Here is a 12,057-nt window from a genome sequence, read left to right as displayed (position 1 = left end):
CGTTCGCCAGCTGATCGCGCCAGTACAGCCAGGTGTGGGTACCGGTCGCCGGGAAGTCGTAGCGGGCGCCGATGCCCAGCTGACCCAGGCGAGCCTGGAACGCACGGGTGTTCACCAGCGACAGCGCCTCGAGCACCACGGCATTACCGGTATTGAACACGCCGATGGCCGAATTCGGGCGGTCGTACTGACCCGGCAGCGCGGAACCGGCCGAGATGTACATGGGCAGGTTCTTCAGCTGCGGCGCGAAGACGAAGGGGTCCATGCGCAGCCACTGCGGGCTCCACGGCGCGGCCATCGAGTCCACGTTGAAGCGGCCCGCGTCCAGCATGGCGATGCGGATGGCCTCGCGCATGCCCGGCGCGGAGATGTTCAGGTAGCCCGAGAACGAAGAGGCGTGCTTGAACTGCTCGCGATGGTAGGCGGCCATCATGAGGGCGGCCGAACCGCCCATGGACAGACCGGCGATGGCGTTGTTGGTGCGGGAGACGCCGTAGCCCTCCAGGAACTGCGGCAGCTCCTTGGTCAGGAAGGTCTCCCATTTGTAGGTGTACTTCTGGCCGTTGGTGTTCGACGGCGAGTACCAGTCGGTGTAGAAGCTGGACTGCCCGCCGACCGGCATGACGATGGTGACGTTGTCATTGGCGAACAGCTGGGGCGCACCGCCCTCGTCGGCATTGGCCCAGGCATTGCGATCGTCGCGGGCGCGCATACCGTCCAGGAGGTACAGCGCGGCGCTGCCGCCCTGGCTGGCCCACTGCACCTGGACCTTGATCGGGCCCATGCTGGACGGGACCATCAGTTCTTCGAAACCGCCCGCCGGGGCGCGCAATACCGGTCCGTGGACGGGTGCGGCGGTGGCGAGCGTCGGGGCCGCCACACCGGCGGCGAGCGGCAGTGCCAGCGCGGCCGCTCCGGCGGCCAGCATCCGCTTGCTCCAACCGCGGGTCGCGCCCCGCCGTCCCGACTCCACCCGCGCGGCGGTCCTGCCGAAACGCATGAATACTGCTCTCTTTCTGCTGTTGTGGCCGGTGCGCTCGGGCCGCTCGCACGGATCCCGACTCTCCATGCCAACGACGGCGCTACCACGATGTGGTCACACTTGCGCTCGCTGGACGATATTCGACCGTGATTGCCTTAGCAAGACCGAGCCAATCACGTGGCCGAAATCCGCCCACTCGATGACCGTTATCGTGCGGTGACCTTATCGTGGTTCGCACCAACTGTCGCGGCAAACGGAAAAACGTTACGGCTAACCGATGTTCGCACTCAGGTCCGGCAGCATCTTCAGAACCTGGTCCTGCCAGTAGAACCAGTTGTGGATGCCGTCCGAGGTGTAGTCGAAGTGGGCGTTGTGCGGACCGAGGCTGTCGAGTCGCGCCTGGAAGGCCCGCGTATTCGCCAGCGCGACGGTCTCCAGGCCCATGGCATTGCCGATGTGGTAGGCGTCGATGGGCTGGCGCACCTGATCCCGAGCACCGGGCAGTCCGTTTCCACACGATATCCACAGGCGGGTTCCATTGGCGCGCAGTCGTTCCGCGAAAACGAACGGATCGTTGCGCAGCCACAATTCACTCCACGGCGGACCCCACATGGCGTCGATGTTGTAGCCGCCCGCGTCCAGCATGGCCGCCCGCAACCCCTCCTTCATGCCCGGCGCGGAAATATTGAGATAACCGGAATATGATGCGGCATAACGGAACTGATCCGGGTGGTAAGCCGCCAGCACCAGCGCCGCGCTGCCGCCCATGGACAGGCCGAACACCCCGTTGCCGCGCGGGTTGAAGCCCAGCCGGGCGGCGAGGGCATTGCGCAGGTCCCGGGTCAGGAAGGTTTCCCAGGCGTAGGTGGTCTGCTGGCCGTTGGTGTTGCTGGGCGCCACCCAGTCGGAATAGAAGCTGGACTGACCGCCCACCGGCATCACCACATTGATGTTCCACGCGGTCAGCACCCGCGAGACCTCGGTGTCTACCTCCCAGCCGGACAGATCGTTGCGGGCCCGCAGGCCGTCGAGGGCGTACACCACCCGCTGGGTATTGCCGTCGGCCGCGCGGAAGATGCGCGACTTGATCGGCCCCATGCTGGAATCGACCCAGAAATCGAAGCCGGCCGGATTGAAGGCGGCCGAGGCGGGCGCACCCACCCCGCTCACCGCCGCCGCCAGCGGGACCGCCAGCGCGGCGACCGCCGCCGCCACCGTGGCACGTATGGAACTGGCACGTATGGAACCAAGACCGAACCGCATCACACTTCGCCCTCCGCCGATCATCGTTGACCGCAACCCGAAACGCACACGTCTTGCCGCTCAGCTAAGGCGCAGCGACCGCCGCGACCGCCGCCGAAACACCTCCGGTTGCCGAATCGTGATAGTGCGCAAGGGGGCTGAACGAGAAAGATTTCAGCCGATATTCGCCGACAGGTCCGGAATCATGCGATACGCCTCGTCCTGCCAATTCGTCCAGGCGTGCAGGCCCACATTGGGGAATGAATAGACCACGTTCTGCGCTCCCAGCGACATCATGCGCACCTGGAACGCCCGGGTGTTCGCCAGCGCGAGCGCCTCCAGCGGCGCGCCGCGCACCACGCGATCGGCGGCCACGCCGAAAGGTTGCTGGAGATCCTGCTGCATGGGCACGCCGCTGCCCGCCGCGATCCACAAGCGGGTGTTGTTGGCGATCAGGGTGGGCGCGAAGACGAACGGGTCCATGCGCAGCCACTGCGGACCCCACGGCGGGGCCATGGAGTCGACGTTGTAGCCGCCCGCGTCGATCATGGCGGCGCGGATGGCCTCCCGCATACCGGGCGCGGAGATGTTCAGGTAGCCGGAGAACGAGCCCGCGAAGCTGAACTGGTCCGGGTGGTAGGCGGCCAGCGTCAGCGCCGCCGAACCGCCCATGGACAGGCCGAACGCGCCGTTGCGGTACGGATTGAAACCGAGACGGTCGCGCAGCGCCCAGCGCAGCTGGTTGGTCAGGAAGGTCTCCCACTCGTACCGGTAGCTCTTGCCCGGCCCGGCCATGAACGCCTCGGTCGCGCCCGAACCGCTGACCGAGCCCGCCGCGCCGGGCGGCACCCCGAAGAAGTTGCTGGGGGCGTTCCAGTCGGCGTAGAAGCTGGACTGGCCGCCCACCGGCATCACCACATTGATATTCCAGCTGGTCAACACCTGGGCGACATTGGTCTCGATCTCCCAGCCATTGAGCGTTTCCGGGGCGCGCATGCCGTCGAGGGCGTAGACGACGCGGTTGGTATTGCCGTCGGCCGCGCGGAAGATGCGGGATTTGATCGGACCCATGGCCGGGGAGTCCACCCAGAAGTCGAAGCCCGACGGGTCGAAGGCGGCGACCGCCTGCGGCGCCAGCGGCACGGAGATCCCCAGCGGCAGCAATAGCGCCGCCGCGATCCCCAATACCGATTTCCGCAACCTCGTACTACGCATCGACCTCGTCCTCCGTCCGAGCAGTCACCCGCGGTGGCCACCCCGGGCATCGTTTTCGAGCAGTTCTTCGAGCAGTGCAGATCATTCGAGCCGTTGTGACGCGCTCACTTGATCTTCGATACGAATCGAGTATCGGACGCCTGACCGATGTTGTTCCGCGTGTCGCCCCCGGCGAGTCTGGAACGAGACCGAATGCGAAACGGCCCCGTCATCGCCGGAATGCGATGCGGGGCCGTTCGAAATACCTGGCTGAACTCAGCCGATATTGGCGGACAGGTCCGGGATCATGCGGTTGACCTGGTCTTCCCAGTTGCGCCAGTTGTGGATGCCGAACGCCGGGAAGTCGTAGTGCACGTTGTTCGCGCCCAGGGTGGCCATGCGCACCTGGAAGGCGCGGGTATTGGCCAGGGCCAGGGCCTCCAGGCCCATGCCGTTCAGGGTGGAGAAGGCGACCGGGTCGCCGTTGGGCAGGCCGCTGGCTGCCGAGATCCACAGGCGGGTGTTGTTACCGACCAGGCGCGGCGCGAAGACGAACGGGTCCATGCGCAGCCACTGCGGCCCCCACGGCGGAGCCATGGCGTCCACGTTGTAGCCGCCCGCGTCGACCATGGCGATGCGAATGGCCTCCCGCATGCCCGGCGCGGAGATGTTCAGGTAGCCGGAGTACGAACCCGCGAAGCTGAACTGGTCCGGGTGGTAGGCGGCCAGGGTCAGCGCGCCGGAACCGCCCATGGACAGACCGAACACGCCATTGCGGTACGGACTGAAGCCCAGGCGGTCGCGCAGGGCGTTGCGCAGGTTCTGGGTGATGAACGTTTCCCACTTGTACGTGTAGCTCTTGCCCGGACCGCCCGCGGCGAGCTGCAGCGCGCCCGACCCCGAGGAGGAGCCCGACGCCGAACCCGAGGACCCCGAGGAGGAACCGGCGGGCAGGCCGAAGATGGTGCTGGGCGCGTTCCAGTCGGCGTAGAAGCTGGACTGGCCGCCGACCGGCATGACCACGTTGATATTGGCGGCGGTGAGGGACCGGGCGACCTCGGTGTCGATCTCCCAGCCGTTCAGGTCCTCGCGGGCGCGCATGCCGTCCAGGGCGTACACGACACGGTTGGTGTTGCCGTCGGCCGCGCGGAAGACACGCGACTTGATGGGACCCATGCTGGAGTCGACCCAGAAGTCGAACCCATCCGGGTTGAACGCGGCGGAGGCGGTGCCCGCGCCTGCCACCGACACCCCGAACGGCAGCAACATCGCCAGAGCCACGCCCACTACAGACTTCTTGAACCAGCCGCGGGATCTCCGACGTCTATCCACGCCTCGCATATGTGTGTCCGGCCTTTCGGTCTGTGCCGCCGGACCCTTTCCCTGCCGAAAAGAACTCGGCGGCATCTTGCGCTAACGGCCACGGCGCATGCGGGCATGCGACCGCGGCGGGCGTTCATCTCGATGAGCGTATCGCGCCCGGCGTCACGGAGCGTTACCAAAACGAGATAAAGGTGAGACAACGCACGGTTTGCCCGAAAGTTCGCGTGTCGCGGGCGGCGACACGGACGCGGTCGGGCGGTGGACCGTCTACCGAACCTTACCGAGGTCATGCCCCTGACCATGGGGATGCGATGAATCACACAATTGTCGTTTATCGAGCCCGTCGTTCCGAGGGTCGATGCGGAGGCCGAACCTCCTCATTCAGTTCGGCTATCGCCGATCGTCCGGCCGGAAACGCGACGCGCCCCCTTCGTCGCTCGAAGGGGGCGCGGCACGTCGCCGCTAGCGCGGCGCGGGCGGCTCCTGCGTCGGATCCACCAGTCCGCAGCGCTGGATCTCGTACTTCGGCACCCGCTCGATGCGGTAGGACGCGAAGTCGAGGGCGTGCTTGAGATTGTGCCGGAACCGCTCGAAGGTGAGCGGTTCCCGGGACGAGATGAGCAGCGCGACGGTATCCGGGCAGGACATCGCCGTGCGGGCCTGGGTCACCCATTTCTCGTCCAGGTACCAGGGCATCCACGGCTTCTTGTCCACCATGCCGGCGTCCACGATCACCCAGTCCGGGTACAGGTTCTTGTCGTGGCCGATGCGGCCGTCGGCCAGCCGATCGGTGTGCGCGGCCAACGGGTAGGCCAGGCCCATCTGGTCGATCACCCGCACGTCGAGCGGAACGTTCATGCTGGTCATGCCGAGATTCAGGAAGAACACGGTATGTCCGGCGCCGCCCTCGGGGATCGGCTGCGGCGGCGGCGCGATGTACCAGAACATGAACGACGGCGAATTCAGCAGCAGGCCGCCGTTGGGACTGTTGGCAATGTCGTTGACCATCGCCCGCATACGCGGATAGTCGAGGTAGTCCTCGGCCCGGATCGGGTGGTCGTGGCCGGTGTTGAGCACGTAGTAGACCCGCTCGTCCACGATGCCCGACGAGTCGATCACGGTACCGCTCTTGATGGCGGTGGTGTTGCAGGCGAACAGCGCCCAGCCCACGGTGCCGATCCAGGCGGCCACGATCGTTACGAAGGCCCAGTCGACCCGCCGCAGCGCCGACTCCGCCGCCGGATTCCACCGCGGCGCGCGCACCGGGATCACCATGACCGGCAGCAGCAGCAGGAACAGCTGGGGCAGCAGCACCCGGCCGTGCATGAAGTCACCGCCGACCCGGATCTGGTACAGCGCGAGCAGGATTCCGCTCACCAGCACCAGCGCCACCACCGCGCCGGGGGTGCGCAGCCGGACGCTGACGCGGTGCAGGCGGGCGCGCACGCCGGTCGCCGAGCCCGAGTCCGCGCCCGACTCCGAGACCACGGGCGCGAACCGCGACGGCGCTACGGTCCGCCACGCCACCACGCCGAGGATCAGCAGCAGCGCCAGCGGCAGCAACAGCCAGTACGGCCCCAGCAGATTCCACAGGTACACGAAGCCCTGACCCCATTTGGCCCCGCCCGCGTCCTTGGCGACCGCGGTGTTCGGGTAGGGCAGGCCGTAGTAGCCCATGCGCCAGATCTGGTAGCCCACCGGCACCAGGCCCGCGACCGCGACGATCAGGCCGCGGAACACGATGGGCCGCAGCCGGGTCTCCGGCAGCGGCGCGCAGAAGATCATGAGCAGCGCCAGCGCGCCGACCAACGTCAGCTCCGGCCGGATGAGCGGGGCCAGACCGGCGGTGAACACCAATCCGTAGAAGTTGGCCAGCCGCACCCGCTCGGCCTGCGACCAGCGGATCATCCACCACCACAGCAAGGCCAGCCAGAAGATGACCAGGCTGGACTCCAAACCGGAGGTGGCGTAGTCGCGGGCCGGGGGCACCGCGATGTAGACGAACGCGCCCGCGGGCAGCAGCAGAACGGAACCGGCGCCGCCCCACAGCCGGGCCGCGCCCAGCATGGCGAACACGATCGCGCCCACCGACAGCGTCAGCGCGATCGCGAGCACCACGTACTCCAGCCGGATCTGGGTGAGCCAGCTGAAGAACCAGACGATGTAGGTCCAGGCCGTGCTCGTATTGGTCTCGACGCGCTCGCCCGCATTGAACACGGGCCCGTTGCCCGCGAGCAGGTTGCGCACGGTCCGCAACACGATGAGGCCGTCGTCGGCGATCCAGCGCCGCTGCCAGCCGCCGACCGCGAACAGCGTCGCGGCCAGCACGATCCCACCGGCGAATGTGGCGCGGGATAGTCGCGTGAAGCGGCGTGCCGACGGATCGGCATGCCGAGACCGCCCGACCGGCAATGCCCGCGTCGGGTTGTCCCCGTCTTCTTCCCGCACTTGTCCCGCTACCACATCAGGTGAGATAGACAGCGACACCTACCGCTCCGATCCAGGCGATTGCGAGGAACTGGAGGACCCTGTCCCCCAGGGCGATCTCTTCGGGCTCACCGGCTTCACCGCCGTCGACGTCTACCGCGTACCGCATGATCGCGACGGTGAACGGGATCATCGAGATGGCGAACCACTCGGTGTCCTTGGCACGACCCTGTTCGAACGCCCACAGACCGTAGAACACGACCACGGCGGTGGCGGCGAGGGTCCATACGAAACGCAGGTAGGTCGGCGTGTAGTACTGCAGCGACTTGCGGATCTTGGCTCCGGTGTCGAGCGCGATCTTCAGTTCGGCGTAGCGCTTGCCCGCCGCCATGAACAGCGAACCGAACGCCATGATCAGCAGGAACCACTGCGACAGCGCGATATTCGCCGCCGCGCCGCCGGCCACCGCGCGCAGCAGGAAGCCGGAGGAGACGATGCAGATGTCGAGCACGGCCTGATGCTTGAGGCCGAAGCAGTAGGCCAGCTGGATGCCGATGTAGACGGCCATCACCACGGCCAGATTCCAGGAGGCCACGAACGACAGCAGGATCGAGCCGACGAGCAGCACCGCCGACAGCGCGTAGGCCAGATTGACCGGCACCACGCCGGCCGCGATCGGCCGGTAGCGCTTGGTCGGATGCGCCCGGTCGGCCTCCACGTCCAGCGCGTCGTTGACCAGGTAGATGCCCGAGGCCGCGAGGCAGAACACCGCGAACGCGACGCCGACGTGCCAGATGACCGTCCAGTCGCCGATCACCAGATCACCGGCGGCGGTCTTGCCCGCGGCCAGCGGCGCGGCCAGGACCAGCACGTTCTTCACCCACTGGCGCGGGCGCGCGGCCTTGATCAGACCGCCGGCCAAGGTCTTCGGCGGACCCTTGACGACCGCCTCGGCCAGGTCGGTGCTGGTCGGCTCTTCGCTCATATCAACGTCGGCTCTTTCCTGTGTCGTCACTTGGCGAGTCTCTTTTCGGCGGCAAGCACTGCGGCGGCTGATGCGGCGCCCAGCGCGGAACCGGCGAGCACGTCGGATGGGTAGTGCACTCCGAGGACGACCCGGGAGAGCAGCATCGGCGGGACGAGCACCGCAGGCAAGGGTAGCCCGGTGAGCCTGCCGAGCAACACAGCCGCCGCCGTCGTGGATGTCGCGTGCGAGGACGGGAAGCTCAGTTTGCTCGGGGTCGACACGTTGACCTGCACCGACGGATCGTTGGGCCGCGGGCGGCGCACAATCCGCTTGATCACCACCGAGGCCGCGTGCGAGCCGAACGCGCCCACGGCGACCCCGGCCCACTGGCGGCGGCGCTTCCGGTCGACCAGCGCACCGGCCGCACCGATGGCCATCCAGCCCAGCGCGTGCTCGCCGAAATGCGACATGCCGCGCGCCGCCCTGATCACCTGCGGGGTACCGATCCGGCTCTGCACCGCGTTGATGATCGCGACCTCGGCGGGCGGCTGCGGCTGATCGCAGCAGCCACCGCCGCAGCAGCCGTCCGGCTCGGCCACCGCGAGTCCGGCGCGCTCGGACTCCACGGCGGAGATGGGCAGCTCACGGTCGGGGCCGGGCGGCTGGGGGGCGGCGGTCACGGGCGCTCTCCTGAGTTCTTCGTGGTCCCTGCGTTGTTCGCGGTGCCAGCGTTGTTCGTGGTGCCAGCGTTCTTCGTGGTATCGATGCCGAAGACGTTCTCCCATGCGGCCTTGCTGGTCAACCACGGATGCGCGCGACGATACTGCTCGCGCACCTCGGGGAAGCGCTCGGCCAGCTCCTTGCGCAACCGCATGGCATCTTTGAGGAGCTCCAGGGCCAGGCGCGGATCACGCTTGCGGTACACCACGCCGCGACCGTCGGCGGTGGTGACGGTGACGCCGTCGACCTGCGAGAGCAGGAACCAGCGGGCGTCCAGGGTGGGCACGTTCAACTGCGGGGTCTCGTGATGCTGCGGCTTGGCCTTGCGGAAGTTGTGCAGCACGCCCTTGCCGAGCCGGGCCACCTTGGCGATCGGGTTGGCCGGTTCGCCGACCGCGCCGACATCGGCGTGGCTGGCCAGCGGCAGTTCGGTGGAGGACGGCAGGATCACCGCGTCCGGGTACCGCTTGCGGATGGCGTGCACCTTGCCCAGCGCCGTCGGCAGCAGATCGAACAGCTTCTCCGGACCGGCCAGATAGTCGCGGATCGCCTCGTTCTGGATTGCGACCGTCGAATATTCCAGGCACAGCAGGTGTTTCAGGGTGGCCTTGACGGTGTTGACCACCATGGGGCGACCGTCGCCCGGCAGGTGCAGCGAGGCCACCACCAGGCGGTTGCGCAGGTGGAAGTACGCCTGCCAGTCGATGGCGTCGTCCTTGTCGCTCCACGCCATATGCCACACCGCCGCACCCGGGAGGGTGACGGTCGGGTATCCGGCCTGGCGGGCCCGCAGGCCGTATTCGGCATCGTCCCACTTGAGGAACAGCGGCAGCGGCTGCCCGATCTCCTCGGCCACCTGGCGCGGGATGACGCAGGTCCACCAGCCGTTGAAGTCCACGTCGATGCGGCGGTGCAGCAGTTTGGAGTTGTCGCGGTCGCGCAGCGGATGCTTGGCGAAGTCGTGGTCGTATTCGACATTGGGGGCCGCGGTCCACATGAAGATGGAGCGGTCCACCACCTCGCCCATGACGTGCAGGTGCGAGCGCTCCTGCAGGTTGAGCATCTGCCCGCCGGTGAGGATGGGCGATGTGGCGAAGCGCGAGAAGGCCAGTGCGCGCAGGATGCAGTCCGGCTCGATCTCGATGTCGTCGTCCATGTAGACGATGTACTCGGCGTCGGTGGTCTTCAGCGCCTCGTACATGACCCGGCTGTAGCCGCCGGAGCCGCCCAGGTTGGGCTGGTCGTGGAAGGTCAGCCGGTCGCCGAGAGCGGTTGCGGCCTCGGCGAATCCGGGCTCGTCCACCACCTTGCGGGTGCCCTGGTCAGGAATGATGACGGCCCGGATCTTCTCCAGCACCAGCGGATCGGAGCCGAGGGCCGCGATGGTCTTCACCGCGTCGCCGGGCCGATTGAAGGTGGGCATCCCGATGGCGATGCTGCCCTGCCCCGGGGCCTCGACCGGTGCGTACCAGCCGCCGCCGCGCAGGTCCACGGCGGTGTCGGTAGTGATGTCGAACCAGATCCAGCCGCCGTCCTCGAACGGGGCCAACTCCACCTCGAACTCCACGGTGGTGGATTCGGTTCCACTGGAACTGAATTCGTCGCCGCGCACGTGGATGCGGGAGCCGTCCGCCTTGGAGCGGTAGACGTCCACGCGGCCGTGGCCGGAGAGGTCCAGGCGCAGCACCATCGACGTCAGCACCGACCAGCGCCGCCAGTAGCTGGCGGGCACGGCATTGAAGTAGGTGCAGAACGACACCTCGGATTCCGCGCCGATGGACAGCGAGGTGCGCGTCGGCGCGTGCGCGCGCCGGGCGTTGGTGTCGGACTCCTCGAGGTAGAGCTTGCGCACGTCGAGGGGCTCACCCGGCCGGGGCAGGATGATGCGCTGGAGCAGCGATATCGCGCGGGTGTCGGTGGTCATCTCTTCCAACATCACGTGGGCGGTCATTCGGCGGTGTCCACCAGCGGCGCGCCGGACTCCAGGTGCGGGCGCAGCACATTGTCGAACATGTTGAGCGCGCTGCCGATGGCCATGTGCATGTCCAGGTACTGGTAGGTGCCCAGGCGGCCGCCGAAGAGCACCTTGGCGGCGGCGGTCTCGGCCTTGGCGCGCTCGCGGTAGGCCAGCAGCTTGGCCCGGTCGTCCGGGGTGTTGATGGGATAGTACGGTTCGTCGCCGGTCTGGGCGAAGCGCGAGTATTCGCGCATGATGACCGTCTTGTCGGCCGGGTAGTCGCGCTCGGGGTGGAAGTGGCGCGGCTCGATGATGCGGGTGTAGGGCACGTCCGCGTCGTTGTAGTTCATCACCGAGGTGCCCTGGAAGTCACCGGTGTCCAGGTGCTCGGTCTCGAAATCGATGGTGCGCCAGCCGAGTTCGCCTTCAGCGTAGTCGAAGTAGCGGTCCAGCGGGCCGGTGTAGACGACGGGGGCGTCCGGGTTCTGGGCGCGGATCTCGTCGCGCACCTCGAACCAGTCGGTGTCCACGCGCACTTCGATGAGATCGGATTCGGCCATCTTGGCCAGCCACGCCGTGTAGCCGTGCTTGGGCAGGCCCTCGTAGGTGTCGTTGAAGTAGCGGTTGTCGAAGGTGTAGCGCACCGGCAGGCGGGTGATATTGCCCGCGGGCAGTTCCTTGGGGTCGGTCTGCCACTGCTTGGCGGTGTAATCGCGGATGAATGCCTCGTAGAGCGGGCGGCCGATCAGGGAGATGGCCTTTTCCTCGAGGTTGGCCGCGTCCTTGGTGTCGATTTCGGCGGACTGCTCGGCAATGAGCTTGCGCGCCTCGTCCGGGGTGAAATAGCGGCCGAAGAACTGCGACAGCAGTCCGAGGCCCATGGGGAATTGGTACGCCTGGCCCTTGTGCATGGCGAAGACGCGATGCTGGTATCCGGTGAACTCGGTGAACTGGTTCACGTAATCCCACACCCGCTTGTTGGAGGTGTGGAAGAGGTGGGCGCCGTACTTGTGGATTTCGATGCCGGTTTCCGGGTCCGCCTCCGAGTACGCGTTGCCGCCGAGGTGGTAGCGGCGTTCCACCACCAGCACCCGCTTTCCGAGCAGGTTGGCGGTGCGTTCTGCGATGGTCAACCCGAAGAAGCCGGAGCCGACGACGATGAGATCGAAGGGGGATGCGACGGTCACGGGAGCCCAGCGTATCGGAAGTGCGCGCGGTAGCCGGGTGGAGCCGAGCACTCCGTCC

The 12,057-nt window shown here is 67.2% G+C and carries 9 protein-coding genes; all 9 read right to left on the bottom strand.

What is annotated here, in order from left to right:
- On the bottom strand, positions 1-1,000 hold a 1,000-nt coding region (locus QK444_RS22205), incomplete at its 3' end, for an alpha/beta hydrolase family protein (RefSeq protein ID WP_282783287.1).
- 252 nt (positions 1,001-1,252) lie between these two features.
- Complete coding sequence (locus QK444_RS22200) at positions 1,253-2,245, bottom strand: alpha/beta hydrolase family protein (protein ID WP_282783285.1); 993 nt, start codon at positions 2,243-2,245, stop codon at positions 1,253-1,255.
- Positions 2,246-2,398: 153 nt separating this feature from the next.
- The gene (locus QK444_RS22195) at positions 2,399-3,439 is read right to left on the bottom strand and encodes an alpha/beta hydrolase family protein (protein WP_282783283.1); all 1,041 of its coding nucleotides are present in this window, start codon (positions 3,437-3,439) and stop codon (positions 2,399-2,401) included.
- 255 nt (positions 3,440-3,694) lie between these two features.
- Positions 3,695-4,759 (bottom strand): alpha/beta hydrolase family protein, encoded by a 1,065-nt coding sequence (locus QK444_RS22190; protein WP_282783282.1) that lies wholly within the window; start codon positions 4,757-4,759, stop codon positions 3,695-3,697.
- 444 nt (positions 4,760-5,203) lie between these two features.
- On the bottom strand, positions 5,204-7,153 hold the full coding sequence (gene zomB / locus QK444_RS22185) for a flagellar motor control protein ZomB (RefSeq protein WP_282783290.1): 1,950 nt from the start codon (positions 7,151-7,153) through the stop codon (positions 5,204-5,206).
- A 52-nt stretch (positions 7,154-7,205) separates the two neighbouring features.
- The gene (locus tag QK444_RS22180) at positions 7,206-8,153 is read right to left on the bottom strand and encodes a decaprenyl-phosphate phosphoribosyltransferase (protein WP_282783280.1); all 948 of its coding nucleotides are present in this window, start codon (positions 8,151-8,153) and stop codon (positions 7,206-7,208) included.
- A gap of 26 nt (positions 8,154-8,179) precedes the next feature.
- Positions 8,180-8,734, bottom strand: a complete 555-nt coding sequence (locus QK444_RS22175; protein WP_063821421.1) for a phosphatase PAP2 family protein — start codon at positions 8,732-8,734, stop codon at positions 8,180-8,182.
- A 77-nt stretch (positions 8,735-8,811) separates the two neighbouring features.
- A complete protein-coding gene (locus tag QK444_RS22170) occupies positions 8,812-10,806 on the bottom strand; it encodes a glycosyltransferase (protein ID WP_282783278.1) in 1,995 nt (664 codons plus the stop codon).
- Positions 10,803-11,999 carry a UDP-galactopyranose mutase gene (gene glf / locus QK444_RS22165; protein WP_282783277.1) on the bottom strand — a complete coding sequence of 399 codons (1,197 nt, stop codon included), beginning with the start codon at positions 11,997-11,999 and terminating at the stop codon, positions 10,803-10,805. The genes QK444_RS22170 and glf overlap by 4 nt, the downstream gene beginning before the upstream one ends.
- Positions 12,000-12,057 lie beyond the last annotated feature (58 nt).

This window comes from Nocardia sp. CC201C (genome assembly GCF_030010695.1).
GTDB lineage: Bacteria > Actinomycetota > Actinomycetes > Mycobacteriales > Mycobacteriaceae > Nocardia > Nocardia otitidiscaviarum.
This window is presented reverse-complemented; position numbering and strand designations above follow the sequence as displayed.

What these genes read in the sequence shown, in the direction of transcription:
- QK444_RS22180 (WP_282783280.1), bottom strand. Translation starts at nt 8,153, where the DNA reads ATGAGCGAAGAGCCGACCAGCACCGACCTGGCCGAGGCGGTCGTCAAG.
- QK444_RS22190 (WP_282783282.1), bottom strand. Translation starts at nt 4,759, where the DNA reads ATGCGAGGCGTGGATAGACGTCGGAGATCCCGCGGCTGGTTCAAGAAG.
- QK444_RS22200 (WP_282783285.1), bottom strand. Translation starts at nt 2,245, where the DNA reads ATGCGGTTCGGTCTTGGTTCCATACGTGCCAGTTCCATACGTGCCACG.
- QK444_RS22195 (WP_282783283.1), bottom strand. Translation starts at nt 3,439, where the DNA reads ATGCGTAGTACGAGGTTGCGGAAATCGGTATTGGGGATCGCGGCGGCG.
- QK444_RS22170 (WP_282783278.1), bottom strand. Translation starts at nt 10,806, where the DNA reads ATGACCGCCCACGTGATGTTGGAAGAGATGACCACCGACACCCGCGCG.